Source organism: Mesorhizobium sp. 2RAF21 (assembly GCF_052115345.1).
Taxonomy (GTDB): Bacteria; Pseudomonadota; Alphaproteobacteria; order Rhizobiales; family Rhizobiaceae; genus Mesorhizobium; species Mesorhizobium terrae.
Genome location: NZ_JBFRGM010000009.1, coordinates 242,534 through 268,056 on the forward strand (window position 1 = coordinate 242,534; position 25,523 = coordinate 268,056).

The following is a 25,523-nucleotide window of genomic DNA, read 5'->3' on the forward strand; positions in this document are numbered from 1 at the left end:
CGAAAAAGGGGAAAAATATGAAAGCGCCACTTCGCGTTGTTGTTGCTAAACCTGGACTTGATGGCCATGATCGTGGGGCCAAAATCATCGCGCGAGCCTTCCGCGATGCAGGTTTCGAAGTCATCTATACTGGTATTTTCCAGACGACTGAGATGATCGCACGTACCGTGCTGGAAGAAGATGCCGACGTTCTCGGCCTTAGCATCCTGTCCGGATCGCATCTGCATTTCGCCGAGGAAATCTGCAAGGCGTTGCGGGAAAAGTCCGACAAGGAAGTGCTGGTCATCATGGGAGGCATTCTGCCTCCCCGCGACATCCCGCTCGTCAAAGGGTTTGGCGTGGGCGAGGTCTTCGGTCCCGGCACGCCGACAAGCAAGATCATCGAGTACGTTAAGGAGTGGGGAGGGGTGCAGTGACCAAGACGGTGGGTGGCGATATGTCTCGACTTGACGGGATATTGTCACGTGCCGCGGGCTCCGATCCAAATCGTGTGGCGGTGATCTTCGACGACGTATCCTGGACTTATGCCGAGGTCGGTGACCGGGCGCGGCGGCTGGCAAGCACGCTGGCCGCGCTTGGTGTGCAACCCGGGGATCGTGTCGCCCTTTGGGCATCCAATCGAGCTGAATTCCTTGAAGTGCTGTTCGGGATTCCGCTCCTTGGGGCGATAGCGGTTCCGCTTGATCATTGGTGGACGGCAAAAGATGCGTTCGCGGCATTGACGCAAGTCCGCCCGAAGGTATTGCTCGCCGGAGCGGCGCAAGCTGCCCAACTGAGAACGCAGAAGGCTGAATTGGAGTCTGCCGGGATCGATCATGTTCTCGAACTCGATGATTCGCCTGACAGCAACTTCAAGTCATATTCGCGTCTGCTGGCTGCCGCGGAGCCCTTGAGCGAGTCTTTGCCTGTCTCTGTGGACGATCCGGCATTGATCCTGTTCACCTCTGGCTCAACCGGCCGATCGAAGGGAGCGATGCATACCCATCGCGGACTCTACGCCACTGCCATGACCATAGGCTTGGAGCTCGGACTGCAGGATGGCGAGCGAACGCTGCATTTCCTGCCGCTCTTCTCATCGTGCCTGGAACATCTGATCCCGCTGACGTTGATGCGTGCGACGCACGTGATCATGCCGCAATTCGATGCTCCCGGCGTCTGGCACGCAATCAGCGAGCATCAGGTCACACATGTCGATGCTGTGCCGACGACTTTGCGCCGTCTGCTGGAGCAGGCTCCGGCGGTCATCCCGCAATGTCTTCGCGTCGTCTCCTATGCCTCGGAACCGATGCCGGCATCGGTCATCAAGGGGCTGGTCGAGAAAGCGCCGGGGGTCCGGTTCGTTCAGTTCTACGGTATGATTGAACACCTGTGCCTGACGGTGCAGCGTTCCTCGGAACAATTGACCAAGATCGGCACCGTGGGGCGACCGATGATAAGTGCCGAACTGCGCATCCTTGGCGAAGACGGCGAAATCTCCACTTCAGACGAGCCCGGCGAGATCGTCGCCCGCACGCCGACCATGTTCGCAGGTTACTGGCAGGACCCGGCTGCAACGGCGCTGGTGATAAAAGACGGCTGGATGCGCACCGGCGACATTGGTCGCTTCGACGAGGACGGCTTCCTGGTTCTTTCAGGCCGTTTGAAAGAAGTCATCAAGTCGGGCGGCGTGGGGATCGTTCCAGGCGAAATTGAGTCAGCGCTCCTCGGCCATGAAGCGGTCCGGGAAGTAGCAGTCGTCGGCATTCCCGACGATCGCTGGGGCGAGGCTGTGAATGCCTTTGTCGTTCTATATCCAGGCTTTGTGGCGACGGAGGCGGATTTGCAGGCATTCTGCCGTACTAGGCTTACTGGCTACAAGACGCCGAAGGCCGTGCATTTTGTCGACGAACTGCCACGCACCGGTATTGGGAAGATTTCCCGAAGGGCAGTGCGTGAACAATTCCTGCGCAGGCAGGCAAGCGAGGTAGTTGCATGACCGAGAACCTAATTCGCCTGCGCATGGCGACTGCCGATGGGCACTACGCCGGCGGCCTCGTGGATGGGGCGAAAATGCTGCAACTTTTCGGCGACGCCGTTACCGAGGCTTTGATCAGGCACGACGGCGATGAGGGGCTCATGCGTACTATGAACGCTGAGTTCCTGGTCGCGGTGCGCGCCGGTGACTATATCGAAGTCCGGGCCAAGATGTCACGAGTCGGGAACTCCTCGCGTACATTCGAGTGCACAGCTCACAAAGTGATCGAGCTTGTGGATCCGAATGATTCGGGAGCGCGCCTGCTGTCCGAACCAGTGCTCGTGGCCAAGGCTGTCGCAGTTGCTGTGGTGCCACTAGATAAGCAGCGGCGGGCCTGATGACGAAGGTTGTCGATCTTCTCACCAAAGCGCGGCAGGGCCATGTAGGGGCCCTCGCCCGTCTGCTTTCCATTGTCGAAAACGAAGATGCTGGCGCCGCGGAGATTGTGAACGCAACGCACGCCAATACCGGGAATGCGCACATCATAGGCATCACAGGCCCGCCCGGCGCCGGCAAAAGTTCGCTGGTTTCGGTTCTTGTCGCAGCCTACCGGGCATCCTATCCGCGCGTGGCTGTGGTGGCGGTCGATCCGTCAAGCCCATTCACCGGCGGTGCGATCCTGGGAGATCGTATCCGCATGCGTGATCGTTTCCTCGATGAGGGCGTTTTCATTCGTAGCGTGGCCAATCGCGGCCACTCTGGCGGACTTGGGCGCGCCGCGAGGCGTATCGTGAACGTTCTCGACGCGATGGGCTTCGACATCATTCTCGTCGAGACGGTTGGCGTCGGTCAGGAAGAAGTCGAGGTGGTTCGCGTCGTGGACACCGTCTGCCTCGTGACGATACCTGGCGCCGGCGATGACATCCAGGCGATCAAGTCGGGGATCATGGAGATCGCCGATGTGCTGGTGGTCAATAAGGCAGACCGACCCGGCGCGGATCGGGCGGTCAAGGATTTCACCCAGATGCTCACCCTTGGAGCGCCGCGTCTCGATTGGAAGATCCCTGTGGTCAAGACGTCTTCTGCCGCGAATACGGGCATCAGCGAGTTGATTGTCGAAATTGCCAAACATCGCGCGTGGGCGATCGAAAGCGGCGACGCGAAACGCAGGGTCCTTGAGGCAAATCGGAACGAAGTGGAGGCTCTCTTGCGAGAGAGAGTGCTCCGTCAACTCGCCGCGCAGTTGGGCGACGGGCGATTTGACGAAACTGTGGCGCGTGTCGCCAACCGCGAGATCGATCCATATGGCGCCGTGGACCTGCTCTTGGGCTCGAAACTCGACAAGTCGCCGGCAGTTGGAGTTAGCGCTGGTACGTAAGCGCACCTCTGTAGGGCGTTGCGAAAATCCCTTGACCGCGTGCGCGCGAGCGTTCGGCTTTCCGAGTTCAACTATGCAGCAACCTCGTCAAAACATTAGGAACTTGAGACGGGCTTTGCGCGAGCAAGACCCCGAGGCAGCGCGGTTGCTTCTGGCGCATAGCGTGGCTCTCGGGCATGAGCGACTAGGGGTACGACGTTATTTGGTCGCCCGACATCTCGGGGTCCCCGATGTCGAGGCATTTAGGCCCTTCTATATTACTGCCGCCCGGCAGTTTTCGCCTCACGCTCTGCAATCTGCTGCCGACACCGTTGCCCGCGAACTCCATTTGGTTACCGATGCCCACGGCGAAGCAAGCAAACCTCTCGTTGCCGAGAGCCCCTTTTTCCTGCCCTACGGTGGATTGTGGCCCAAGTTGGAAAGCGGTCCACAGTACTGCGGCATAAGGGTAAGCCTGCTTGGCGCGCTCAAAATCGGGTCTAACCCGTGGTTTGGCCCCAGCGCGGTCATTCGCGCCGATGGGCATTTCGTCCGCATCGGTGCCGATTTCCGTATCGGAGAATGTTCGACAGTCCACATCGCGCATGAATTATTCCCGACGGTCATCGGAAATCGAGTGACGGTCGGACGGAACGCTGTCGTTCACGGTTGCACGGTCGGCGATGATTGCGTGATCGAAGATGGAGTCGTGGTTCTCGACGGTGCGCAGGTTGAGGACGGTGTTCTTATCGAATCCAATTCGGTCGTATTTCCGCGATCGACCCTGAAGGCAGGGCTGATTTATTCGGGAAGTCCGGCACGGCCGATCGGAGAAATCGGAAATGCGGAGCTCCAACAACGCAGGCAGGCAGTCTCGAATGCCATCTTTGCGTGCATTTTTGACAACGCTAGCAAGGCTGGAGAGGCGCGTCTTGGGGAACATGCGTTCGTTGCGGCGACAGCGAGTCTCTCGGGAACGGTTCAAGCCGGTGCGAAATCGGGGATATTTTTTGGATGCAGGCTCAATGCAGTCAATGGCGAGATCGTCATCGGTGAAAACAGCAACATCCAGGACAACACGATCATTGACGGCATGGAAGGATCTGTCGCGATCGGGTCCGATTCAACGATCGGACATAATGTTTGTATGGGAGCTTGTCGCATCGGCGACAGGGCTCTGGTCGGGATTGGAAGCAACCTGGCCAAAGATACAAGAATTGACGACGATGTTCTGTTGGCCGCTGGCTCGATCACCATGGCAGGACAGCACCTTCAAGGAGGTTGGCTTTGGGGCGGTCGCCCGGCTCGCGCGATCACAAAACTTGATGATGCCAAGCGCGCAATGATGTCGGCGACAATCGAACAATATCGCGTCTACGGGGCGCAATACAAGATCGCACAGAGCCAGAGGGCATCAGAGGAGGTTTAGGTGGGACATCGACTGTCGCGGATAGTCACCAAAACCGGAGACCAGGGACAGACAAGCCTCGGTTCCGGCGTCAGAGTCGATAAGGACTCACCTCCAATTGAGGCTATGGGAACCGTTGACGAGCTGAACAGCTGGATCGGCGTTCTGTTGATGTTGGCAAAATCACCTGCAGTTAAGCAGTCGTTCGAGTTGGTTCAGCACGATCTTTTTGACCTTGGTGCTCAGATTAGTGTACCGGGAACCAAGCTGTTATCGCGTGAACATCTGGAACGCGTCGAGAAAAGCTTTGAATCAGTGAATGCCAACCTCGGGATGCTTAAGGAGTTTATTCTGCCCGGTGGTGAACCTGCTTCAGCATTCGCCCATGTCGCCCGCACGGTATGCAGACGAGCAGAGCGGCGCTTGTTTAGCCTTTGTGAAATCGAGCGTCAGACCGAGGGCCAAGGAACACGTGATACCTCTAGTCAAAACTATGGCCTGTCGTATCTCAACAGGCTATCGGATCTATTGTTTGTCGCCAGCCGCTTGGAAAATCATTTTGCTGGCCGCCCCGATGTGTTGTGGGAGCGAGGCAAAAGCGTTTCAGCCTGAGGCAACTGCCGCGCCATTGAGCGACTTAGTTTAGTTCGGCAGTGGCGAAGAGACGGTCGACGACATCGTAGTTTTGCCGGACGCGCTAGTTGACCAATTCAGAGCTGCCTGATGGGCCGGTAACGAACAGCGGCGGCATCTCGCCGTAGCCGATGCCCTCATCGCTCTCCGCTCCTTCTCCCCAGGAATCTAACGGGACAACTTGAATGACGGTCAAAGTAAATCTTATCGGTGCCGGGCGGGTCGGACAGACATTTCTCAGACTTCTCAATAACGTCAATTCGGTAGCGGTGGGAGATGTGCTCAGCAGAAGTTACAGTAGTGCGCTACGCGCCGCCGCCAGTGTCGGAGCCGGCCGGGCAGTCAGGCGTCTCGAAGACATGGAGCCCGCGCAACTCTGGCTCATAGCCGTACCGGATGATCAGATTGCCGCGATTTCTGAAAAGATGTCCCGCCTTTTGCTTGTCTCACGGATGGAACCGCCAGTAGCTGTCCATTTCAGCGGATTTCATTCGTCAGATATGCTGAAGCCGCTGAGGGACAAAGGATGGTTCGCGGCGAGTTGCCACCCTGTCCTGAGCTTTCCCGATCCAGCGAGCGCGGTTAACGGGTTTAAGGGCACATATTGCGGCACAGAAGGCGATGAGCCTGCGGTAGCGATGCTGGGTCCGCTGCTTTTCGCGATCGGCGCGCATGCTTTCCCGATCCGAGCGGATAGAAAAGCGCTTTACCACGCAGCAGCAGTATTCTCGAACAATTTCACCGTGGTGTTACAGGCAATTGCAATGGAGGCCTGGGCTCAATCGGGCGTCCCCCTTGAGGTGGCAGAGGTTCTCTGTTCGTCCCTGCTGGGCTCTGCATCGACCAATGTTTTGCGCTTAGGCCCGCAAGCTGCGCTCACCGGGCCCGCTGCCCGCAGCGACCAGGAAGTGATGCGACTCCAGAGAGCCTCTGTCAGCGAATGGTACGCCGAAGCAGGCGAAGTCTACGATCGCCTGAGCAAAATGGCTCATCGCCTAAAGCTGACTGGCACAACAGGTCCGGAGATGTGGTCAGTCGCACTTTGTGTGCCGACGCAAGGCGCTCGCCATGCGTAGAAAACGTTAAAGGGCGACACGTTCGACCTTGAGCGCGATTGGGGAAGGCCGTGATTGAGCGCATATTCGCGGTAGTAGATGCGGGGGACGATCACGGTGGCAGCCTCTATCGGGCGGGCCTGCTCTTTCCGCATGCACCGGAGCCTTGGATCGATCTCTCCACTGGGATCAATCCGCATTCCTATCCGCATAGATCAATCTCAAGCTCCGCCCTTTCGCGGCTGCCTGACGCAAGCGACGAAGCGAGGCTGCGCGTGGCAGCAGCGACGGCCTATGGGGTGGCCAGCCCAGCAAACGTCTTCTCGGCGCCAGGGACACAGATCCTGCTGCCGCTGGCGATGTCACTTAAGGCACCGGGATGCGCTGTCGTCCTATCTCCGACCTATTCCGAGCACGCGCGCGCGGCTCGGATGGTGGGCCATACAGTGGTCGAGACCGTCGAGCCGCAAAAGCTTGCATCGGCGGATGTCGCTGTCGTGGTCAATCCTAACAATCCCGACGGACGAGTGCTGTCCCTCGCAGTCCTGCGCCAACTGGCCAAGCGGCTCGCCGCGCACGGAGGGCTGCTCGTCGTCGATGAGGCTTTCATGGATGTGGGGCCCCGCGAGGAGAGCGCGGTGAGCTTGGTGGAAGAACTGCCGGTTGTTGTGCTCCGGTCGTTCGGAAAATTCTTCGGGCTCGCTGGCGTGCGGCTAGGCTTCGCCATCGCCTCGCAAGCCATTGCGCTACGACTTGCAGCGCAAGTCGGGCCATGGGCGGTGTCAGGTCCGGCGCTGGAAATTGGAGCCCGCGCGCTCGCTGATCTTGACTGGCAGGCGTTAATGCGGGCGCGGCTTTCGGAAGAGGCGGCTCGGCTCGATAGGCTGTTGCCGCGAGATGGCACGGCGGTGAGCAGTGGCACAAATCTCTACCGTTTCATGGTGCACTCGCAGGCTCCATCACTTTTCCGCATACTCGGAGAGGCTGGGATAATTGTGCGGGCATTTAAGTGGCGTACCGATGCGTTGCGATTTGGCTTGCCGGGTTCTGAGGACGATTGGGTGCGATTGGAGGTGGCGTTAACTCAATGGTCTGTGGAAAGGGAAAAGATTTGATCCTCTGTGTTCGGAGGGTGAAGGAAGGAATAGAGATGACCCCGTGGCTACTCCGGTCAGAACTAGCGCTTCTAGATAGAGTTGTCCGTGCGTCGGAGCAACCAGCCGTCGGACTCCAGCGGCCAATGAACCCACGTTTGAAATTGAACGAAGGTATTCATGAACCCCCGCGACACGCGATCCCAAGCGCGTTGTCGCTTCCCGTGCCACGTGGCCACATTGTGGCGACTGGCACGGGCAAGTTTCCCAAGCGGGTTTCGATCAAGGCTTTCAAGCGATCGAAGGACGGTTTGGCATCTCACATGCAAAAAAAGACCCGCCACACAGCGCCTCTACTTGACCGACATCCTCGACCTTATGCGCGACCAATGCGACTGGGCGCAGCGCCGTCCGGCGCGACCAGCGACATGACAATCGGCAAAAGGATATGAGTGCCGGGTGCGAGCCGCTTGGCTCCCGTCTGGCGTGCCGTAGGTGCGTGCCCGAGCAGGCACGAAAACGTTATGGCGGGCAGGCCGAAGAGCGGATAGGAGTGCAGGTTGATGCCGATGGAAAGGTCTACCCAGGGCCACGGTTCGCCGGGAAAGCACTTCGGCGCGGTCGAGGCTGCCGCCGTGGTCAGACACCCAGAGGATCGTTCACGCCAGACGCCATGTTTCTCCTGATCGCCTTCCTGTCAATGACGATCGAGCTGGTGGCGGGCTACCCCGACCGTCTCTTCGAACGCATCGGCCATCCCGTGTCCTGGATCGGTACGCTTATCGGCACCCTCGATCGGAAGCTGAACGATGCGAAGCGTTCGCCGCGCGCCAGTCGCGTCGTGGGAGTACTCACGCTGGTCGTCCTTGTCCTGATCGCGGGAGGAACGGCACTTCTCGTTCAACGGGCGCTCTCCGGCAGCATTGCCCTGCTGCTGGTCACCGCGCTTGTCGCGAGCACGCTGATCGCGCAGCGCAGCCTCGCCAAACATGTCGCCGCGGTGGCCCAGGCGCTCGAGATTGAGGGGGTGGCCCGCGGCCGTTGCGCAGTGTCGCAGATCGTCGGGCGCGATCCGCAAGCGCTCGACGAGGCGGGCGTCAGCCGCGCCGCGATCGAAAGCCTGGCCGAGAATTTCTCGGACGGCATCGTGGCGCCGTCCTTCTGGCTGGCGGCTGGCGGCCTGCCAGGAGCCGCGATCTACAAGGCGGTCAATACCGCCGACAGCATGATCGGCCATCGCACTCAACGCCACGAGGCCTTTGGCTGGGCAGTGGCGCGCTTCGACGATCTCATCAACCTGCCCGCCTCGCGGCTGACGGCACTGCTGATCGTGGTCGCAGCAGGCCTGCTGCCCGGCATGTCGGCGGGCGATGCGTGGCGCGCTGTCTGGCGCGATGCGGGCAGGCACCGCTCGCCCAACGCCGGCTGGCCCGAGGCGGCGATGGCCGGTGCGTTGGGCCTGGCTCTCGCCGGCCCGCGCCACTACGGCGGCGTGCTGGTGGACGACGCCTTCATGGGAGTGGGCGGTCGCCGTGCGGCCAATGCCGTCGACATTCGCGCGGCACTCCGTTTGTACTGGACTGCAGACCTCTTGCTCGTGACGCTGCTAGGGATCGGCGCGGCGCTGGTCACGCTGCATGGCTGAGCAGACCGTTGAGATCGAGATGACGCTCCAGATGCGTGGCGAGCTCGTCGAGTTCGGCATCGACACCCGCTTCGTAGTCGAGACCTGAGCTCGACCCGCCAAGGCGAGTGAGCCAGGCATCGCGCTGCCGGTCGTCGGCGAATAGGCCATGCACGTAGGTTCCCGACACGCGCCCGTCCTTCGTCGCGGCGCCATCGGCGCGTCCGTCTTCAAGCCGAGCGAAGGGCCGTGCGCAATCTGCGCCCGAGGTTGCTCCCATGTGCATCTCGTAACCGTTGAAGGAGATCCGGTCGGACGTCATTCCATTGACGGTAACTAGCCTCTTCTCGCCGGACAGCACCGTCTCGACGTCGAGCAGCCCGAGGCCCGCGACCGAACCGGCCGGACCTTCGACGCCGAGCGGATCGGCGATTGACCGGCCCAGCATCTGATAGCCGCCGCATATGCCAAGCACAGCGCCGCCGCGCCGCACATGCGCCGCGATGTCCACGTCGAAACCGGCAGCCCTAAAAGCGCTGAGATCAGCGATGGTCGTTTTGGAGCCCGGCAGAAGAACCAGCGCGGCGTCCCCCGGTAGCGCTTGTCCCGGCCAGACGCGGACGATCTCGACATCAGGTTCGGAGTCCAGCGGATCGAGGTCGTCGAAATTGGAGATGTGCGGCAGGATCGGCACTGCGATCTTCACACGGCCGGTGCTGGTCCTTGGCGCGGATTTCTGCGTCAGCCCCAGCGCGTCCTCCGCCGGCAGGCGTCCGGCCCCATCGAAGAAGGGGATGAGCCCGAAGGACTGCCATCCGGTACGCTCGGCGATCTCCCGCATACCGTCGGCAAAAAGGGAGGTGTCGCCACGAAAGCGGTTCACGATGAAGCCGCGGATCATAGCGGCGTCTGCGGGATCGACGACGTGCTTCGTGCCGACGAGGCTGGCGATGACACCGCCACGATCGATGTCCCCGACTAGCTCGACGGGGACATTGCCGGCGCGTGCAAAGCCCATGTTGGCAATGTCGTTTGCCCGCAGGTTGATCTCGGATGCGCTGCCCGCTCCCTCCACCAGCACGAGGTCGGCCTGCGCCTTCAGCAGCGTGAAACTCTCCATAACCCGCGGCAGGAGAGAGGCCTTGATGCCTTGGTACTCGCGCGCATTCGCGTTGGCTACGACCTGGCCCTGGACGACGATCTGGGCGCCGACTTTGCTCTGCGGCTTGAGAAGAACGGGATTCATATGCACGCTTGTCGTCACGCGCGCGGCGTGGGCCTGCAGCGCCTGCGCCCGACCGATCTCGCCGCCATCGGCGGTCACGGCGGCATTGTTGGACATGTTCTGCGGTTTGAAGGGACGCACGAGCAGTCCGCGATTGGTATAGGCGCGCGCTAGCCCGGCAACGACTAGCGACTTGCCTACGTCCGAACCGGTGCCCTGGAACATCAGCGCACGTGACATCGCTAGAACTCGATGCCCCGCTGGGCTTTGACCCCTGCAGCGACGATCCGCGCCTCCATCTCGACGGTCCTCTTCCCGCTTACCTCCACATCCTGGATAGACTTGAGCTTCGTCATCTTGGCGCGGTGGCGTTCCTCATCCTTGGGATCGATATCGCTCATCTCACTTCACCTTAAGCGACAGCCCCGCCACCATCAGCAACACCGTGTCGGCAATTGCCGCAACCTGCTGGTTGAGCCGGCCGGCGGCATCACGGAACCGCTGGGCGAGCGCATTGTCCGGGACGATACCCTGGCCGACCTCGTTGGACACCACGAACCACGGCCCGCGCGGCCGCGACAGAACATCGGCTAGCCGCCGGCATTCGGCGTCAAGATCATGTTCAGCCAGCATGTGGTTGGTCAGCCACAGCGTCAGGCAGTCGACCAGCACCGGCTGTCCATCGGCCAGAGCCTCGAGCGCGCCGGCAAGGTCGAGCGGCGCATCGACGGTCCCCCAGCCTTCGCCACGCCGCGAGCGGTGCAGCGCGATGCGCTCGCGCATCTCCTGGTCATAGCCTTCAGCGGTGGCGATATAGGTCCACGGAGACGGATAGGCCGTCACCAGTTTTTCGGCATGCGCGCTCTTTCCGGAGCGCGCACCGCCGATGATGAAGGTCAATCCTTTGCGATCAGGCAAAGCTGTCGCGCAGGCTGGTCGCCGTGCCGGTGAAGCGTCCGCGCACCACGCCGACGATGGCGCCAATCACCAGCCAGAACACCAGATTGGTCACCGTCACCGCCACCACGAACTGGTGATGCAGATCTTCGGGGATCGGCGTCTCGAAGCTGTCGGGCTGCGGCGCGCCGACAATATGCGGCGCCACGATCAAGGCCACGGCAAGAATCGCCAGCGGCAGCGATTTGCGGAAGGCGATCAGCCCAAGACCGGCCGCGGTTGCCGCCACCGTTGCCCACCACCAGATCTGGCGCTGGGTGAGATCGGCCGCCGGCATCGCCGGCAGTTCCGGCGGCAGGCCGAGACCAGGCGCCAGCGTGAACACGGCAAAACCGGCCAGCCCCCAGAACACGCCCTGGCGCCAATTGCCGATGCCGCCTGCGAATTCGGAAACCGCGACCAGCACCAGCGCGAAGCCGATGCCGGTGACGATGTTGGCCAGCACGCTGAAGGCGAAGCGCTCGAAGCCGTCGGCCGGCGCCCAGCCTTCGTCCTCAGCCGGAGCGACCGCTTCGGTCGGCGCCGGTGCGACGCTGCTCATGGCATTGGTGTCCGTAGCGTTGGCCGCTGGCGCTGCCGCGGCATGCTCATGGCCGCCACCGGCCTGCTCGTAGACCTCCGCCTTCAGGATGAGCGGCACGGTGGCAAAGGCCTGCATGCAGTCGAGAACGACGCCGGCCACGAGCCCCGCGATCGCCGCGATGAACACGACGCTGCGAAACAGATTCATGATGTCAGGTCCTCGTCAGTGGCAGGGAAACGCCATCGAATGGCGATAGTCATGTCCGGCATTGTGAACGGCTTCCACGTGAGAGAAGCCGACGAAACCGATGAGGAAGAGGCCGAGCAGACCCGCCGAGGCGAACTGAAGATGACGCGCCTGTACTGAGACGGAAGCACCGAGAGTTGAAGTTGCCATGTTTAATCCTTTCGCCCTCCACCCGAGGACTCGATTGCAGTTGCGTCAACGGCAGGTATCCTGGCTCGCGGGTCAAGGCTCTGCTCCACCTTCCCGGGACCTTCGCCCCAGTGGCATGTCGGAGAAAGCTCGCCGCTTACAGTTGCGGGGGCAGCCGCGGAATTGGATCTCGCGATCCTCACCACATTCCCTATCGCGTCCCTAACATGGAACCGCCAACGCCACCACAATAGATGAAATCATGGATGCGGCAAACATAATCTTCGCTGCGTTGATGTACAGTTGACATCGAGGAGCGCCGTGCACTAAATGCCTGTCGACGGTCCATCCGCCCTAAAGCGGAAGGCTAAGAGGGAATGCGGCAAGCCTGCCTTTAGGTTCATCCGCAGCTGTCCCCGCAACTGTAGCCGGAGAGTTTCGCGCAATTCGCCACTGGAGGTGTCCGGGAAGGCAGCGCGAGACGATGATCCGGGAGCCAGGAGACCTGCCGTCGGCAATTTATTCCGACCGCCCAGCGGGTGCCCTGGGCAAGGAGCAGGACTTTGAAGATCGGTCTTCCGACGCCATGGACGCGTCCGCCGTCTGGCGAGCGACATGAACGTTGTCGTGTGCAATTCATGCCGTCATCCCGACGCTCCGCGTCCGAGACGCAGCTTATGACCGACGCAATGCGTTCTGATCGGCTCCCGCCCCGATACATCGCCCAACAAAGCAGAAATTTCGAGCGACCGGCAGGATGAGCGCCCCCGGTTCCGATTACATCCGCGATGGCGACGCCATCTACAATAAATCCTTCGCGATCATTCGCGCGGAAGCCGACCTGTCGCGCTTCTCGGACGCCGAGGCAGATGTCGCGGTGCGCATGATCCATGCCTGTGGCGTGGTCGATGCAGCACGCCATTTCGAATTCTCGCCGACATTCGTGGAAACAGCGCGGTCCGCATTGAAATCCGGCGCGCCAATCTTCTGTGATGCCGAAATGGTCGCCCACGGCGTGACGCGGGCGCGCCTGCCGGCCGCCAATGAGGTCATCTGTACACTGCGAGATTCGCGCACGCCTGACCTCGCCAGGACGCTCCACAATACGCGATCCGCCACCGCGCTGGAACTCTGGCGTGATCGCCTCGAAGGCTCGGTCGTCGCCATCGGCAATGCGCCAACGGCGCTATTCTATCTGCTCGACATGATCGCGGGCGGTGCGCCGAGGCCGGCAGCCATCATAGGCATGCCAGTCGGCTTCGTTGGTGCTGCCGAATCCAAGGACGCCCTGGCGGACGGCGGCTCCGGCATGCCTTTCGCTATTGTTCGTGGGCGAATGGGCGGCAGCGCAATGACGGCGGCAACGGTCAATGCGCTGGCGAGGGCTGGGCTGTGAGCGGGCAGCTGACCGGCGTCGGCACCGGGCCGGGCGATCCCGAGCTGCTCACGCTCAAGGCAATACGTGCACTAGCTGAAGCCGACGTTGTGGCGCATTTCGCAAAACGCGGCAACGACAGCAATTCACGTCGCATCGTGGTGGCGCATCTCAAGCCCGGCGTCATCGAACTGCCACTGCTCTATCCGGTGACCACCGAGATCGACAAGGCGCATGACGACTACCGCTCGGCCATCACCGATTTTTACGAGCGCTCCGCGCAGGAGGTCGCGGACCATCTCAGCGCAGGCCGCAACGTCGCCGTGTTGAGCGAAGGCGATCCGCTCTTCTACGGCTCCTACATGCATCTTCATGTTCGCCTGGCGCATCTCTACCCGACGGAAGTCGTTCCCGGCATCACGGCCATGTCGGGATGCTGGTCGGAGGCCGGCGTCCCGATCGTGCAGGGCGACGACATCCTGACCGTCCTGCCGGGCACCCTGTCAGAAACCGATCTCGCGCGGCGCCTGCGGCACATCGACGCTGCCGTGATCATGAAGATCGGCCGCAATCTGGGGAAAATCCGCCGCGCCCTGCAGGCCGCAGGCAAGCTCGACCGGGCGATTTATGTCGAGCGTGGCACGATGGAGAACAAGACCAATGTCCGGCTCGCGGACAAGCCGGACGATAAGGCGCCCTATTTCTCGCTGGTGCTCGTTCCTGGCTGGACGGCAAAGCTATGAGCGGGAGGCTCGTCGTCGTCGGCCTCGGTCCAGGCAATCCGGACCAGATTACGCCCGAGGCACGCGGGGCCGTTGGCGAGGCAACCGATCTGTTCGGCTACGGCCCCTATGTCGAACGCGTCGAGCTCGGTGCGCATCAGACGCGCTATGCCTCAGACAATCGCGAGGAAATCTCCCGCGCCTCCGCTGCGCTCGAAATGGCCGCGTCCGGTCGCCACGTTGCGGTCGTGTCCGGAGGGGATGCAGGCGTATTCGCCATGGCGGCCGCCGTCTGCGAGGCGATCGAGCACGGCCCGCAAGCCTGGCGCGGCATCGATGTCTCCGTCGTGCCCGGTGTTACCGCCATGCTCGCGGTCGCCGCCCGTATCGGCGCGCCGCTCGGCCATGATTTCTGCGCCATGTCGCTTTCTGACAATCTTAAACCCTGGGACGTGATCGAAGCGCGGTTGCGCGCCGTGGCCACTGCCGGTTTCGTCATCGCGCTCTACAACCCGATCAGCCGCGGTCGCCCTTGGCAGTTGGGAAACGCGTTCGAGATCCTGCGCGAAATCCTCCCTGCGACAACGCCGGTAGTCTTCGGGCGCGCGGTGGGACGGCCTGACGAGCGCATTGCCGTGATGCCGGTTGGCGAAGCGGATGCAACACTGGCCGACATGGCGACCTGTGTCATCATAGGTTCGGCCGAAACGCGAATCATCGAACGCGACGGTCTGCCGCCCCTGGTCTATTCGCCGCGTTCAGCGGGAATGCTGAGCAGATGATCCATGGCGCGCAACACCTCGTCGACGCTGAAGACGCGCGCTCCGCCCGCAGCCTCGGGTCGAGTGACCATGACCACCGGGAGGCCGAGCACCCGGGTCGGGTCTCTGCCGCTGAAGGGACTGCGCGCAAGGATATATTCGGCATTAGGCAGTTCGACGGTCCTATCGACCGCAACTACGCTGCGAACGAGATGGAAGTGTTGCGGAGCCGAAACGAACTCTCTCACCTCCTGCTGGCCGACTGCCAGAAAGGCACTTCGACCTGCTTGCCCAAGCTTTTCGACGGCCTCCGCAAGCGTGGTCACATTGATCCAGCGGTCGCTTTGCATCTCGTGCCAAGGATGGCCAGTCGAGGGCGATCAACGGCGCGCCCGTGCTTCGCGCGACCGCCACGGCATTGGCCGAAATCCACGACCCGAAAGGGTGAGTCGCATCGATAAGAAGAGCAATCCGCTCGGCGGGAAGATGGTTTGCCAATCCTGTGGCACCGCGGAGCTCGCCGACGCGCACGGTTCCCATCGGCGCGAGCGGCTTGACTCTCCCGGCAAGCGACAGCGTGATACCGATATCGGCAAGCGCGACGAGGCGCGTGGCGAGTTCACGCGCCTCGCCCGCGCCGCCAAGGACGCGGATGTAGGGCTCTACATCAGGCCTTTTAATGATGTGATCTTGCCCTGCGCTGGCGCTGACAGCCTTCGCGCACGCGCAAGCCGACTGGCCGAGCGGGAAACCTACGTCCTCGGCGGCAAGCGCCATCTCGAACTGGCGCAGTCGCTGATAAGTGGCAAGGCGCATGCATGGTCGGTCCCTTTCGATAGCGGGATGCAGGCGGTCCAGCGATTGCGCGGCGAGTTTGGGGTTGGGGCCACGCTGGCGCGTCATGTCGACTCGCTTGCGCCCCAGCGTGGCGAGTTACTGTGGGACATTCGCGCGGGCTCTAGTTCCATTTCTATCGAATGGATGCTCGCGCGTCCATCGCTCAATGCTATCGCGGTTGAACAGTATGAAGGTCGCTTGGCGCGCATCCTGTGCAATGCCTCTGCGTCCGGCGTCCCACGACTGCGTGTCATCCACGGCGAGGCGCCAGGGGCGCTCGCCGGCATTCCGACCCCTGATGCGATCTTCATCGGCGGTGACGCCTGCGCGCAACGCCTCAATGAGCGTGAGCCGGGGCTAGCCGAGACGGCAACTGTGATCGGCCTGTCCCTTATGATCGCCGATGAGGCTGCGATGCGCGACGCCGCCTCGCGATGCATGACCTGGTCGGTGGCATCGCTTGCTGAGGCGACAGGTTCCAGTTCGCATCCGCTTTGCCCATGGCTGGCTGTCGACAATATCACCTGCGCGATTGCCATCGGTGGAGACGACGCATGAAAGTCCATTTCATAGGCGCCGGTCCTGGTGCCGTCGATCTCATTACGGTGCGCGGCCGCGATCTGCTCGCGTGCTGCCCCGTGTGTCTTTTTGCCGGCTCTATCGTGCCACGCGAACTGCTAGCCTATTGCCCGTCAAATGCGCGCATCGTCGACACCGCGCCGATGTCGCTGGATGAGATCGAAGCTGAATATGCGTCCGCCAAAGCCGCGGACCGGGACGTCGCGCGGCTGCATTCCGGGGACCTGTCGGTGTGGAGCGCGGTAGCGGAACAGATGCGGAGGCTGGACAGGCTCTCCATCGAATACACGCTGACGCCGGGCGTGCCGTCATTTGCCGCCGCTGCCGCCGCACTCGGCCGCGAATTGACCATTCCCGGGGTTGTACAGAGCCTCGTCCTGACGCGCGTTTCAGGACGGGCTTCGGCCATGCCGGTCGGCGAGACACTCGCGTGTTTCGGCGCGACCGGTGCGACTCTGGCGATCCATTTGGCCATCCACGCGCTCGACCGTGTCGTCGCCGAATTGACGCCGCTCTATGGGGGCGATTGCCCGGTTGCGATAGTCGTGCGCGCCTCGTGGCTAGATGAGCGCGTGGTGTGGGGCACGCTCGCGACGATACAGGCGGAGGTCGCGAAGGCGCCGATCGACCGCACCGCTTTGATCTTCGTCGGGCCTGGGCTGATAGCGCAGGATTTCCGCGAAAGCGCGCTCTACGACACCTATTATCAGCGCCGATTCAGGGGACGCGACGCATTTTGAGCCTGACCGAAGCCATTACCCGCCTTGCGGTGGAAACCAAGCCCTTCGAGCCCGGCCATGTCTGGCTTGCAGGAGCGGGCCCCGGCCGCCTCGGCTGCTTGACTCTTGACGTTGTGGCGGCGGTCGCCGAGGCCGACGCCATCGTCTATGACGCGCTCGTCAATCCGGCCGTTCTGCGTGCAGCGAGTGGAGCTGAACTGCATTTCGTCGGCAAGCGCGCGGGTCAGCCTTCGACCAGCCAGTCCGACATCAACGCCTTGCTGGTGACACTTGCCAAGGCGCAAAAGCGGGTTCTAAGGCTGAAGGGCGGCGACCCCAACGTCTTCGGGCGTGGCGGCGAGGAGGCGCTGGTGCTGGCATCCGCGGGCATCCCGTTCCGTTTCATGCCGGGCATCACCTCCGGCTTCGGTGCTTTGGCGAGCACGGGCATCCCCGCGACGCTACGTGGCGTCAACAAGGCGATCATCTTTGCCAGCGGCCACGCGGCGGGAACATCGGACGATCTATGCTGGAAATCGCTTGCAGCCACCGGACAGCCAATCGTCATCTATATGGGTAAAAACAATCTAGCGGTGCTCGCGGCACTGCTGATGGCCGGCGGCATGGACGATACGATGCCTGTTGCTGTCATTACCGAGGCGACGAGCGAACAGGAGCGTATCATCGTGGCCGATCTCAGCAGTATCGTCGACGCTGTCGAGCGCGAGAAAATTGGTTCACCGGCTTTGATCGTCGTCGGCAAGATCGTCGCGCAGCGCGCGCGTCTTCACGAACTCACTGCAGGGCAGTGATGGGTACGCGCAGACCGATCATTGACACACAGCTTTCCGGCGTCGGGAAAAATAGCATCACGATCGGCCGGATGTGTGCGGTAAAGCGGCTTGGGCTGTCCTTGCGCGTCACTGCGGCACATACGCCCCCAGCCTCGCGCACCGTGCCTTGCCGCCGCCTCGTCAAAGGATCGCCGGTGCTCAGAACATGGCCGTCACTTTTCTCGACCGGCGTGTCGTGCCCCGGCTTAATGACGATCGCGTCGCGTATGGCAGGTCCTTCATGGGCTCAGGACGCTCGAAACAGGGCGGCGAGATGACCGTACTTTTTGCTGCCATTTCTTCCTCATGTGACGGATTTTCGCAATGTCTCGCTTTGCCACTATCGACGAACTGCGTGCCGCCTGCTCAACGCTTCCACGGGGGGATGCCAATGCCGCCGCCGTGGCGACGCAACGTCAGAACGTGCTCACGAAGCCGCAAGGGAGTCTGGGGCGGCTGGAAGACCTGGCGATCTGGCTGGCCCGCTGGCAGGGCGGTGGCCACTTGGTTCTGGACAAGGTCGAAGTGATTGTCTTTGCCGGGTCACATGGCGTTACCGCGCGCGGTGTCTCGGCGTTCCCGGCCGAGGTGACCGCGCAGATGGTCGCAAATTTTTCCTGCGGAGGGGCGGCGATCAACCAGCTCGCCCGGCAAGTGGATGCGGGTCTCACCGTCGTTGGGCTGGACATCGACCGTCCGACTCAGGATTTCACGACGGCGCCGGCCATGGACGAGCGCGACTTCCTCGCCGCCGTGGCGACAGGCTACGATGCGGTGAAACCTGATACGCACCTGCTCTGCCTTGGCGAGATGGGGATCGGCAATACAACAGCTGCAGCCGCGATTTCGGCTGGCTTGTTCGACGGCACGGGATCGGACTGGGTCGGTCGGGGTACCGGCGTCGACGATGCTGGCCTCCAGCGCAAGGCGTTGGTCGTCGATAGTGCGCTGGCCTTGCATGGGTCTTCGCTTGCCGATCCGCTCGAAACTCTCCGCCGGGTCGGCGGCCGCGAGCTTGCCGCTATCTTCGGCGCGACGCTTGCGGCGCGTCACAACAGCATCCCGGTTCTGCTCGATGGCTTTGTCTGCACAGCGGCTGCTGCGCCGCTCAAGCGCTTGCATACCGAAGGCCTGGCCCACGCGATGGCAAGCCATGTCTCGGCCGAAGCTGGGCACAGGATGCTGCTCGCAAAGCTCGACCTTGGGCCTCTGCTCGACCTTGGCATGCGGCTGGGCGAAGCGTCGGGCGCATGCCTTGCTGTCAACCTTCTGCGCGGGGCGCTTGCTTGCCACAACGGCATGGCGAGTTTCGCCGAGGCCGGCGTTTCGGATCGCTAATGCGCCGCCTCGTCACCATTGGGATCGGCACGGGCAATCTGGAACACATGACCATCCAGGGTATCAACGCGCTCAACCGGGTCGATGTCATCCTGATCCCGCGCAAGGGTCCGGCGAAGGACGATCTGGCGCATCTGCGCCGCGCGATCTGCGACCGCTATCTCGCGAATCCGGCGAAGATCGTCGAGTTCGAGCTGCCGGTGCGCAATGCTGACGATCCGTCCTACCGTCACGGCGTCGATGACTGGCATGCGGCCATCGCGCAGACCTACCGCGACCTGCTGCTAGCGCAGACCCGGGACGGCGCATCGATCGGGCTGCTCGTCTGGGGCGATCCATCGCTCTACGACAGCACCCTGCGCATCGTAGAAAGGTTGCAGGCGCTGGCCGGCTTCGAGCTTCAGCACGAGGTCATCCCTGGTATCACCAGCATCCAGGCGCTGGCCGCGGCGCACCGCGTCCCGCTCAATACGATCGGCAATCCGGTCCAGATCACCACCGGGCGGCAGCTCAAGGCGGGTTTTCCGGCGGGCGTCGATACGGCCGTGGTCATGCTCGACGGCGGCCTTTCGTTCCGCGATGTACCTGCCGAGGAATTCGACATCTTCTGGGGCGCCTATCTTGGCACTGCCGACGAACTGCTGATCTCGGGAAGGCTGTCCCACGTTGCGGATGCGATCGAAAGTACCCGCGCTGCGGCGCGCCGGCGCATAGGATGGATCATGGATATTTATCTGCTGCGCCGTTGTTGACCATCCCGGATTGACCAATGTCGGTGGCAAGTCTGACCGAAATTTCGGGCGACTTCCATGATGCCTATGTTAGCGCCAACTAGGTCAATGCCCATCATTCTCCTATTGCTGGCAGCCTTGTTGGGCTTGTCAGATTAACTTCGGCTCAGCGATTGTAGCATAGGCACGCTGCAGCAAGTTCGGCGCCGACTATGTCCGCCGTCTTTACCGCAAACAGCTTGCACCGAACGACGTCTGGCACCTCAATGGGCTGTAGCGCGCCGTCGACCAAGATGGAGATGTGCTTGACCAGATCGTCCAGACCAAACGCAATAGCAGGGCCGTCAAGCTGCGGTGTTGCGGAGCGGCAAGGCGTCCGGTCATGCCCGGCGTCGAAGTGAATGATGCAATCCTTTCAATCGCAGAGAAGCCTGCAACGCTTAGTCTAATTTAGATCTTCTGGCACTGCGCGATCGTCTTGTTCCCGGTGAACATGACGCGGCTGCGCTCCTGCAGGCGGACAAGCTGTCCCGCCAGCCCGGCAGTGCGGTCGAGAAATTCGCGCCCGTGATCGCGCCCAGCCGCCCGTCGGGACCAGGCGCGCCGGTGCCGAGGCGATGTGGCGATAAGCGGCATCGGCCTTGCGCCCTGCCCTCTCACTCTGGCACGGGAGAAGCCCGGCCGGCTTCCGACGCGGGCGATGAGCTGCTCACGAAGGGTAGCGCGATTGGCATCATCGCAGCAGGTAGCCTCGTGGCTGGTTTGGCGCGGGCTTTGTCCTTAGGCCGGGGGATCGCGGCGGGAGCAGCATCGCCGACGGTTCTCACTGGTGGAGCAGCCGACAGAAGGCGAAGCCACCGCAGCGGTTCGGCGGCACCGCCTGTTTACAGGAACGTCGCTCGCCAATGCAACGCCGAAGCTCGGCGATTGCTCACACGGTTGTGCCCGCCCCCGGGGTTACCTGCATGACGCAACCCGTTAGGATGCGAAGACACCTAAAGCCAGTCCAAAGACCCGGCCCATCGGCTTTGCGCGCGGGGACGGTCAGTGGGAGGTTGCCGTCTCGTAGCGGCAGGAGTTAAGGTCGGCCGCGATTTGGCGAGGCTCACGTTGGGGGCGTTTCAGCCATACCCTTATGACGTCACTCGTCCCATCCGTTGTTCTGGTTTGATGAACCACGGTACACCGAGCATCGAAGGTGCGGACCAGCTCCGCGAGGCTGACGGCTCCCAGACCGCAGGCGATCACCCAGCAGCCACCATGGCCTCTTTCGGAGCTAACATAGCCGGCCTCCCGCAAGCCGGCCATCGTTCGGCGTACCACAACGGGGTTAGTCCCCAGCATTGCCGCGATCCTCTCTGACGTCATCGGCTGTTGATTCCCGCCGAGAACTGAGCCGGGATTGGGCGGTTTTCCATTGAGAAGTTCTTCGCGGAAATCAACATTGTCGTCTGACCTGATAATTACGAGCAATTCTGTTGAACGATTAGAGAATGTTTACTGTTTGTATTTCTAATCGTTATCCCCCGTATGTTCACAGTCGGAGCCGCGTGCCGATGGACTTGACAGATGCCCCCAGGCCGGCCGTATGTCCGCATGAGCCCAATTGGAATTTTTGCCCGCACCCGAGCGATCAGTTTTGGAGCGGCGAATATTAAGAGTCCTCGAACTGTTCATAAGCACCCCGCAGGCAGCGGCGCTGCGGGGATCTCATCATCCTAGAGCGTCGGACGATTAATCGCACGCGTATCCTGCATGTCGAAGGTAGTTCTTGCACTCGTTGCGACTGAAGAGATCGCAGATGTTTCCGATGGTCTTCCAGAGAGCATCGAAGGTTCTGGCTGCTGCTTTGCGCAGATGGGCCTTGAGTTTGGCGAATGCCATTTCGATCGGATTGAGATCGGGACTGTAGGGCGGAAGGAAGAGGAACCAGGCCCCGTAGTCCTTGAGGCATTCGGCGGCCCGCGCGCTCTTGTGAACGGCAAGATTATCCAAAATGACGATGTCGCCCTTCGACAAGGTTGGCGCGAGTTGGGTCTCGATCCAGGTGTCGAAGGCTAAGCGGTTGATCGCCTTCTCGATCACCCAGGGCGCAGTCAGGCCGTGACAGCGCAGGCCGGCGATGAAGGTCTGCGTTCCCCAATGACCGAACGGGGCTTGGGCATACAACCTCGTTCCGCGTAGGCTGCGACCGCGAAACCGCACCATCTTGGTGTTGACCGACGTCTCGTCGACAAAGACGAGGCGATGCGGTTCAAGCCGCATTCGGGGTTGGCGCAGGTCGATCCAGACCCGGCGCTCGGCGCGGATGTCGGCGCGTCCGCGCTCCGACGCCATCAGCGCTTTTTTTATATGTGAAGCCGCGGCGACACAAAAAACGCGACAGCACCGCCGGATCCGCCTTCACTCCGTGCTCGGCTGCGAGCCGGGTTCCAAGCTCCGGCATGGTGATGTCCGGCTGAGCCTCCACCACCCCAACTAGGAAAGCCTCAAAGCCCTGCAGCCTTTCCCCCGGCGGCCGTCCCTGACGGGCCGGCGATCCCGATCCAACCAGCGTCACACGCTGCATCAGTTTCACCGCAAAACTCTCGCTGACCCCAAAATGACGCGCCGCCGATCGGCGAGAATGACCTGACGCGACAAACGCGATCACACGATCCCGAAGATCAGACGAATAGCTCTTGCCCATGATCCACCTCCAAAGACGATGAATCACAAGCCAATCAAAAAGGGAATCCACGATTCTGGATTTCAGTCCGATGCTCTAGCAAGGCGAGGCGTATGACAACGATCGATGTTGGTGGATTAATCCGTAAAGCGCGGAAAGAGAAGCGACTTACTTTGCAGGACATCAGCAAGAAGTCAGGTATTTCAGTGCCGCAACTCTCAAAAGCAGAGAATGGCAAGGCTCGCCTAACGGTCGACCTTACTTTGCTGATTGCGGAGGCTCTCGACATACCAGTTGGATCGATCCTTTCCGCAACCAAGCCAGCGAGCCAGACGAGGAGATCAATCACCCGCGCGAATGGCGGTTCAGTTTACGAGCGGAATGGAATGCGCTTTGAGGCATTGTGCGACGATCTTCTGGACCAACATAGTGCCTTCTGGCGCGTAGAGCTTACTGCTAGGACATTTGAAGAGAATGGCGGCTGGCATGACCATGTTGGAGAAGAATTCATCCACGTGATAAGCGGTAAATTAGAGCTTCATACTATCCATTACGAGCCAGCGATACTTAATGCTGGCGACAGTATAATTTTCGATGGAGAGATGCGGCACGCTTACGTCGCACACGGCGAAACACCAGCCGTGATGCTGATGAGCAATTCACTCACCACATCCGCTTGAGTTACCTGTAGACCTTGACATTACGCCATTTCAGGGTCGAAACCGGAAAGTGGATCTGTGGAAATAGTATTGCACATAAGCACGACTGGTGTTTCCTCGCCAAGCGCGACATAGGCGTGTGGTGTCATGCTATCAAATTGTATACTATCACCGACATCTAGGCGCAGTGGCTTATACAATTCGGTATGCAATTCCATGGAACCCGAGATCACATAGATGAATTCTTCACCAGGATGAGTCGAGAAAGGACCATAGTCTTCAATTGATCGGCACTTCACCGACAGCTTCATGAAGATATTTCTCTTTTTTATCAAATCATCGCTAAGCGTTTCTGCGTCCCACTGCGGCCTATGTGCTCGACGCCCCTTGCCAGCTGGCGTAAAAGCTCTTCGACCAATAATATGAGGTTCATCCACTGGGCCGATAAGAGTTGATATGGGAATCGATAGATCAATCGATAATTGAAGTATCTTATTAAAACTTAGGGATAATTTGCCATTTTCGATCTTTGATAGAGTAGAAATCGATAAGCCGGTAATTGAACTAATGTCACTCAGTCTCATCTTGCGCGACTGCCTATACTCTCGCAACCGCAAGCCGAGAGTAATGTCAGAATTCGATGCACGTGATCCTAAGCTAGGCATGTATTATCTCCGACCACGACAACGTGCTCCAAGTCCGTCAATCCAGTCGTGTCCGTATGTGGTAGGACCGTGCTTGCACCAATTCTTCAAGCCCCTTGATGCCATAGGAGCGGCCGATACCAGATTTTTTTACCCCGCCCCATGGGAGAATACGATCAGCGAAATCGCCTTGGTTGACGTAAAATGTTCCGCTTTCCACACGGCGACCGAGCGCAAGCGCCGTATCAATATCTTGCGACCAAATCGATGCCGTCAAACCGTAGTCGCTATCGTTCATTAGGCCAACGGCCTGCTCATCGCTGTCAACGGCGATGATCGGAACGACGGGACCAAACACTTCATCCCGATATATATCCATGCTGTGATCGGCGTTCGTCAGGAATTGATGCTCGACATAGGCATTATCTGCGGCCGGTAGCGGCGATCGGCCTACTGGCAGCAACGGTTTGGCTCCGGCACGGACAGCTTGTTCGGTAAGGCTTTTCACCCGACGCGCGGCTGCCGTCGAAACGAGAGGACCGAACATTGGCCTTTCTTCAATCGGATGGCCAACACCGACTTTCGATGCCTCGGCAACCAAAGCCTCCAGGAACCTGTCATAGATCGAACGATGGACATATATGCGTTCGACCGAGCAGCAGGATTGCCCGGCATTTCCGAAGCAACCTTCTATGACATCGTCCATGATCGATTCAATTTGAGCGTCGCTTCGGAAATAGGCTGGGTCCTTGCCGCCCAACTCCAAACCGAAACGGGTGAAGGTCCCGCGGCCGGCATCGTAGACTGCCTGCCCTCCACGTGTAGAGCCAACGAACTGGACCAAATCGATGTCACCGCTACCTATCATTGATTCAGCATCGGTGTGCGTCATGTTCAATGACTGGAAAACACCTGCAGGCAACCCTGCTGCCGTGGCCGCCTCGTTAAACACGTCACCAACCAAAGCAGTTTGCGGTGAGGGTTTGTAGATGACCACATTTCCGAGCAGCAAAGGCGCCGACACGAGACTGGCAGCCATGACGACAGGATAATTCCATGCCGAAATCGACAGACAGATACCAAGCGGATCAAGGTCGATCTCACGACGAACGGTTTCATCTTGAACAAGATCAAGTGGTTGAAGAAACTTGCGAGCAGCCTTTGCAGTCAGTTCCGACCACTCTTTCAACCGCTTGGTTTCATCCGCCTTCCACAATGGCCGCCCCATCTGCCATGCCACCTGCAGAGCTAGAGGCTCTGCACGTGCTTCAACGGCATTCAAGAACGCAAAAACGAGTTTCTCTCGCTCGTCGAACGATAGCCTTCGCCATTCCAATCGCGCCTGCTTTGCTCGAGATAGAATAGCCGAGATTTCGCTCGGTCGAGCATAGGTACGGGTAGCATAGAGCCTGCCGTCTACAGGCGAGATAATGTCGAAGTTGCTATCCATGA

The 25,523-nt window shown here is 60.7% G+C and carries 28 protein-coding genes, 3 pseudogenes and 2 riboswitches; of the genes and pseudogenes, 19 read left to right on the forward strand and 12 right to left on the reverse strand.

The window, feature by feature from the left end; translation table 11 throughout:
* Nucleotides 1–17 precede the first annotated feature (17 nt).
* The 9 genes from AB4136_RS16810 (at nt 18) to cbiB (ending at nt 9,146) form a co-directional block, all read left to right on the forward strand.
* On the forward strand, nt 18–416 hold the full coding sequence (locus AB4136_RS16810) for a cobalamin B12-binding domain-containing protein (RefSeq protein WP_441931459.1): 399 nt from the start codon (nt 18–20) through the stop codon (nt 414–416).
* On the forward strand, nt 413–1,975 hold the full coding sequence (locus tag AB4136_RS16815; protein ID WP_441931460.1) for a class I adenylate-forming enzyme family protein: 1,563 nt from the start codon (nt 413–415) through the stop codon (nt 1,973–1,975). The genes AB4136_RS16810 and AB4136_RS16815 overlap by 4 nt, the downstream gene beginning before the upstream one ends.
* Nucleotides 1,972–2,352 carry a hotdog domain-containing protein gene (locus AB4136_RS16820; RefSeq protein WP_441931461.1) on the forward strand — a complete coding sequence of 127 codons (381 nt, stop codon included), beginning with the start codon at nt 1,972–1,974 and terminating at the stop codon, nt 2,350–2,352. The genes AB4136_RS16815 and AB4136_RS16820 overlap by 4 nt, the downstream gene beginning before the upstream one ends.
* Nucleotides 2,352–3,332 (forward strand): methylmalonyl Co-A mutase-associated GTPase MeaB, encoded by a 981-nt coding sequence (gene meaB, locus AB4136_RS16825; protein ID WP_441931462.1) that lies wholly within the window; start codon nt 2,352–2,354, stop codon nt 3,330–3,332. Before AB4136_RS16820 ends, meaB begins: the two co-directional genes overlap by 1 nt.
* A 115-nt stretch (nt 3,333–3,447) precedes the next feature.
* Nucleotides 3,448–4,740, forward strand: coding sequence for a gamma carbonic anhydrase family protein (locus AB4136_RS16830; RefSeq protein WP_441931463.1), 1,293 nt, complete (start codon nt 3,448–3,450; stop codon nt 4,738–4,740).
* Nucleotides 4,741–5,331 carry a cob(I)yrinic acid a,c-diamide adenosyltransferase gene (locus AB4136_RS16835; RefSeq protein WP_441931464.1) on the forward strand — a complete coding sequence of 197 codons (591 nt, stop codon included), beginning with the start codon at nt 4,741–4,743 and terminating at the stop codon, nt 5,329–5,331.
* A gap of 206 nt (nt 5,332–5,537) precedes the next feature.
* The gene (locus AB4136_RS16840) at nt 5,538–6,428 is read left to right on the forward strand and encodes a Rossmann-like and DUF2520 domain-containing protein (RefSeq protein WP_441931465.1); all 891 of its coding nucleotides are present in this window, start codon (nt 5,538–5,540) and stop codon (nt 6,426–6,428) included.
* Nucleotides 6,429–6,478: 50 nt separating this feature from the next.
* Nucleotides 6,479–7,522, forward strand: a complete 1,044-nt coding sequence (gene cobD, locus AB4136_RS16845) for a threonine-phosphate decarboxylase CobD (RefSeq protein ID WP_441931466.1) — start codon at nt 6,479–6,481, stop codon at nt 7,520–7,522.
* A 652-nt stretch (nt 7,523–8,174) separates the two neighbouring features.
* A complete protein-coding gene (gene cbiB, locus AB4136_RS16850) occupies nt 8,175–9,146 on the forward strand; it encodes an adenosylcobinamide-phosphate synthase CbiB (protein WP_441931467.1) in 972 nt (323 codons plus the stop codon).
* Here cbiB and AB4136_RS16855 read toward each other — a convergent pair.
* Genes AB4136_RS16855 through AB4136_RS16875 form a run of 5 tightly spaced genes read right to left on the reverse strand, consistent with a single transcriptional unit; the run spans nt 9,130 to nt 12,226 of the window.
* Nucleotides 9,130–10,590 carry a cobyric acid synthase gene (locus AB4136_RS16855; RefSeq protein WP_441931468.1) on the reverse strand — a complete coding sequence of 487 codons (1,461 nt, stop codon included), beginning with the start codon at nt 10,588–10,590 and terminating at the stop codon, nt 9,130–9,132. The genes cbiB and AB4136_RS16855 overlap by 17 nt on opposite strands.
* Before the next feature lie 2 nt (nt 10,591–10,592).
* Nucleotides 10,593–10,751: a hypothetical protein gene (locus tag AB4136_RS16860; RefSeq protein WP_441931469.1), complete on the reverse strand. Its 159-nt coding sequence runs from the start codon at nt 10,749–10,751 to the stop codon at nt 10,593–10,595.
* Nucleotide 10,752: 1 nt separating this feature from the next.
* On the reverse strand, nt 10,753–11,268 hold the full coding sequence (gene cobU, locus AB4136_RS16865) for a bifunctional adenosylcobinamide kinase/adenosylcobinamide-phosphate guanylyltransferase (RefSeq protein WP_441931470.1): 516 nt from the start codon (nt 11,266–11,268) through the stop codon (nt 10,753–10,755).
* On the reverse strand, nt 11,261–12,037 hold the full coding sequence (locus AB4136_RS16870; protein ID WP_441931471.1) for a CbtA family protein: 777 nt from the start codon (nt 12,035–12,037) through the stop codon (nt 11,261–11,263). The genes cobU and AB4136_RS16870 overlap by 8 nt, the downstream gene beginning before the upstream one ends.
* Nucleotides 12,038–12,052: 15 nt before the next feature.
* Nucleotides 12,053–12,226 (reverse strand): CbtB domain-containing protein, encoded by a 174-nt coding sequence (locus AB4136_RS16875; protein ID WP_441931472.1) that lies wholly within the window; start codon nt 12,224–12,226, stop codon nt 12,053–12,055.
* A gap of 33 nt (nt 12,227–12,259) precedes the next feature.
* Nucleotides 12,260–12,458, reverse strand: a riboswitch (cobalamin riboswitch).
* A 71-nt stretch (nt 12,459–12,529) separates the two neighbouring features.
* Nucleotides 12,530–12,732: riboswitch (cobalamin riboswitch) on the forward strand.
* Nucleotides 12,733–12,962: 230 nt separating this feature from the next.
* Here AB4136_RS16875 and AB4136_RS16880 point away from each other — a divergent pair.
* The 3 genes from AB4136_RS16880 to AB4136_RS16890 are packed head-to-tail and all read left to right on the forward strand — an operon-like array spanning nt 12,963 to nt 15,084.
* Nucleotides 12,963–13,601, forward strand: coding sequence for a precorrin-8X methylmutase (locus AB4136_RS16880; RefSeq protein ID WP_441931473.1), 639 nt, complete (start codon nt 12,963–12,965; stop codon nt 13,599–13,601).
* On the forward strand, nt 13,598–14,323 hold the full coding sequence (locus AB4136_RS16885; RefSeq protein WP_441931474.1) for a precorrin-2 C(20)-methyltransferase: 726 nt from the start codon (nt 13,598–13,600) through the stop codon (nt 14,321–14,323). The genes AB4136_RS16880 and AB4136_RS16885 overlap by 4 nt, the downstream gene beginning before the upstream one ends.
* Complete coding sequence (locus AB4136_RS16890) at nt 14,320–15,084, forward strand: precorrin-3B C(17)-methyltransferase (RefSeq protein WP_441931475.1); 765 nt, start codon at nt 14,320–14,322, stop codon at nt 15,082–15,084. Before AB4136_RS16885 ends, AB4136_RS16890 begins: the two co-directional genes overlap by 4 nt.
* Here AB4136_RS16890 and AB4136_RS16895 read toward each other — a convergent pair.
* Nucleotides 15,048–15,389 (reverse strand): hypothetical protein, encoded by a 342-nt coding sequence (locus AB4136_RS16895; RefSeq protein WP_441931476.1) that lies wholly within the window; start codon nt 15,387–15,389, stop codon nt 15,048–15,050. The genes AB4136_RS16890 and AB4136_RS16895 overlap by 37 nt on opposite strands.
* A gap of 46 nt (nt 15,390–15,435) precedes the next feature.
* A pseudogene (locus AB4136_RS16900) lies at nt 15,436–15,657 on the reverse strand (precorrin-6A/cobalt-precorrin-6A reductase); the annotation flags it as partial.
* On the opposite strand from AB4136_RS16900, the gene AB4136_RS16905 reads away from it, so the two are divergent.
* From AB4136_RS16905 to AB4136_RS16930, 6 genes and pseudogenes are all read left to right on the forward strand, one after another.
* Nucleotides 15,550–16,458 (forward strand): hypothetical protein, encoded by a 909-nt coding sequence (locus AB4136_RS16905; protein WP_441931532.1) that lies wholly within the window; start codon nt 15,550–15,552, stop codon nt 16,456–16,458. The pseudogene AB4136_RS16900 and the gene AB4136_RS16905 overlap by 108 nt on opposite strands.
* A complete protein-coding gene (cobM, locus tag AB4136_RS16910) occupies nt 16,455–17,219 on the forward strand; it encodes a precorrin-4 C(11)-methyltransferase (protein WP_441931477.1) in 765 nt (254 codons plus the stop codon). Before AB4136_RS16905 ends, cobM begins: the two co-directional genes overlap by 4 nt.
* The gene (cobA, locus tag AB4136_RS16915) at nt 17,216–18,010 is read left to right on the forward strand and encodes a uroporphyrinogen-III C-methyltransferase (protein WP_441931478.1); all 795 of its coding nucleotides are present in this window, start codon (nt 17,216–17,218) and stop codon (nt 18,008–18,010) included. The genes cobM and cobA overlap by 4 nt, the downstream gene beginning before the upstream one ends.
* Nucleotides 18,011–18,355: 345 nt before the next feature.
* Nucleotides 18,356–19,369 carry a nicotinate-nucleotide--dimethylbenzimidazole phosphoribosyltransferase gene (gene cobT, locus AB4136_RS16920; protein ID WP_441931479.1) on the forward strand — a complete coding sequence of 338 codons (1,014 nt, stop codon included), beginning with the start codon at nt 18,356–18,358 and terminating at the stop codon, nt 19,367–19,369.
* Nucleotides 19,369–20,121 (forward strand): precorrin-6A synthase (deacetylating), encoded by a 753-nt coding sequence (gene cobF, locus AB4136_RS16925; RefSeq protein ID WP_441931480.1) that lies wholly within the window; start codon nt 19,369–19,371, stop codon nt 20,119–20,121. The genes cobT and cobF overlap by 1 nt, the downstream gene beginning before the upstream one ends.
* A gap of 175 nt (nt 20,122–20,296) precedes the next feature.
* Nucleotides 20,297–20,497 (forward strand): annotated as a pseudogene (locus tag AB4136_RS16930) (IS6 family transposase); the annotation flags it as partial.
* Between the two features lie 53 nt (nt 20,498–20,550).
* On the opposite strand, the gene AB4136_RS16935 reads toward AB4136_RS16930, so the two are convergent.
* From AB4136_RS16935 to AB4136_RS16945, 3 genes and pseudogenes are all read right to left on the reverse strand, one after another.
* Nucleotides 20,551–20,736 carry a hypothetical protein gene (locus tag AB4136_RS16935; protein WP_441931481.1) on the reverse strand — a complete coding sequence of 62 codons (186 nt, stop codon included), beginning with the start codon at nt 20,734–20,736 and terminating at the stop codon, nt 20,551–20,553.
* A gap of 552 nt (nt 20,737–21,288) precedes the next feature.
* Nucleotides 21,289–21,465 (reverse strand): annotated as a pseudogene (locus AB4136_RS16940) (Rrf2 family transcriptional regulator); the annotation flags it as partial.
* Nucleotides 21,466–21,834: 369 nt separating this feature from the next.
* Nucleotides 21,835–22,789 (reverse strand): IS630 family transposase gene (locus tag AB4136_RS16945; RefSeq protein ID WP_441931482.1). Its coding sequence is split into 2 segments (ribosomal slippage): nt 21,835–22,440 and nt 22,442–22,789, totalling 954 coding nucleotides; the frame shifts between segments, so codons are not numbered across the junction.
* A 92-nt stretch (nt 22,790–22,881) separates the two neighbouring features.
* On the opposite strand from AB4136_RS16945, the gene AB4136_RS16950 reads away from it, so the two are divergent.
* Nucleotides 22,882–23,448, forward strand: a complete 567-nt coding sequence (locus tag AB4136_RS16950; protein WP_441931483.1) for a helix-turn-helix domain-containing protein — start codon at nt 22,882–22,884, stop codon at nt 23,446–23,448.
* 20 nt (nt 23,449–23,468) lie between these two features.
* Here the strand turns inward: AB4136_RS16950 and AB4136_RS16955 are convergent, their stop codons facing one another.
* Both AB4136_RS16955 and AB4136_RS16960 read right to left on the reverse strand, forming a co-directional pair.
* The gene (locus AB4136_RS16955; RefSeq protein WP_441931484.1) at nt 23,469–24,092 is read right to left on the reverse strand and encodes a helix-turn-helix domain-containing protein; all 624 of its coding nucleotides are present in this window, start codon (nt 24,090–24,092) and stop codon (nt 23,469–23,471) included.
* A gap of 37 nt (nt 24,093–24,129) precedes the next feature.
* Nucleotides 24,130–25,521: an aldehyde dehydrogenase family protein gene (locus tag AB4136_RS16960; protein WP_441931485.1), complete on the reverse strand. Its 1,392-nt coding sequence runs from the start codon at nt 25,519–25,521 to the stop codon at nt 24,130–24,132.
* Between the last annotated feature and the right edge of the window lie 2 nt (nt 25,522–25,523).

Coding starts and splice junctions, on each gene's coding strand:
- cobF (WP_441931480.1), top strand. CDS start 19,369: ATGCGCCGCCTCGTCACCATTGGGATCGGCACGGGCAATCTGGAACAC.
- AB4136_RS16905 (WP_441931532.1), top strand. CDS start 15,550: ATGGTTTGCCAATCCTGTGGCACCGCGGAGCTCGCCGACGCGCACGGT.
- AB4136_RS16840 (WP_441931465.1), top strand. CDS start 5,538: ATGACGGTCAAAGTAAATCTTATCGGTGCCGGGCGGGTCGGACAGACA.
- AB4136_RS16810 (WP_441931459.1), top strand. CDS start 18: ATGAAAGCGCCACTTCGCGTTGTTGTTGCTAAACCTGGACTTGATGGC.
- AB4136_RS16870 (WP_441931471.1), bottom strand. CDS start 12,037: ATGAATCTGTTTCGCAGCGTCGTGTTCATCGCGGCGATCGCGGGGCTC.
- AB4136_RS16890 (WP_441931475.1), top strand. CDS start 14,320: ATGAGCGGGAGGCTCGTCGTCGTCGGCCTCGGTCCAGGCAATCCGGAC.
- cobT (WP_441931479.1), top strand. CDS start 18,356: ATGTCTCGCTTTGCCACTATCGACGAACTGCGTGCCGCCTGCTCAACG.
- meaB (WP_441931462.1), top strand. CDS start 2,352: ATGACGAAGGTTGTCGATCTTCTCACCAAAGCGCGGCAGGGCCATGTA.
- AB4136_RS16855 (WP_441931468.1), bottom strand. CDS start 10,590: ATGTCACGTGCGCTGATGTTCCAGGGCACCGGTTCGGACGTAGGCAAG.
- AB4136_RS16955 (WP_441931484.1), bottom strand. CDS start 24,092: ATGCCTAGCTTAGGATCACGTGCATCGAATTCTGACATTACTCTCGGC.
- AB4136_RS16880 (WP_441931473.1), top strand. CDS start 12,963: ATGAGCGCCCCCGGTTCCGATTACATCCGCGATGGCGACGCCATCTAC.
- AB4136_RS16935 (WP_441931481.1), bottom strand. CDS start 20,736: ATGCCGCTTATCGCCACATCGCCTCGGCACCGGCGCGCCTGGTCCCGA.
- AB4136_RS16950 (WP_441931483.1), top strand. CDS start 22,882: ATGACAACGATCGATGTTGGTGGATTAATCCGTAAAGCGCGGAAAGAG.
- AB4136_RS16820 (WP_441931461.1), top strand. CDS start 1,972: ATGACCGAGAACCTAATTCGCCTGCGCATGGCGACTGCCGATGGGCAC.
- cobM (WP_441931477.1), top strand. CDS start 16,455: ATGAAAGTCCATTTCATAGGCGCCGGTCCTGGTGCCGTCGATCTCATT.
- cbiB (WP_441931467.1), top strand. CDS start 8,175: ATGTTTCTCCTGATCGCCTTCCTGTCAATGACGATCGAGCTGGTGGCG.
- AB4136_RS16860 (WP_441931469.1), bottom strand. CDS start 10,751: ATGAGCGATATCGATCCCAAGGATGAGGAACGCCACCGCGCCAAGATG.
- AB4136_RS16875 (WP_441931472.1), bottom strand. CDS start 12,226: ATGGCAACTTCAACTCTCGGTGCTTCCGTCTCAGTACAGGCGCGTCAT.
- AB4136_RS16960 (WP_441931485.1), bottom strand. CDS start 25,521: ATGGATAGCAACTTCGACATTATCTCGCCTGTAGACGGCAGGCTCTAT.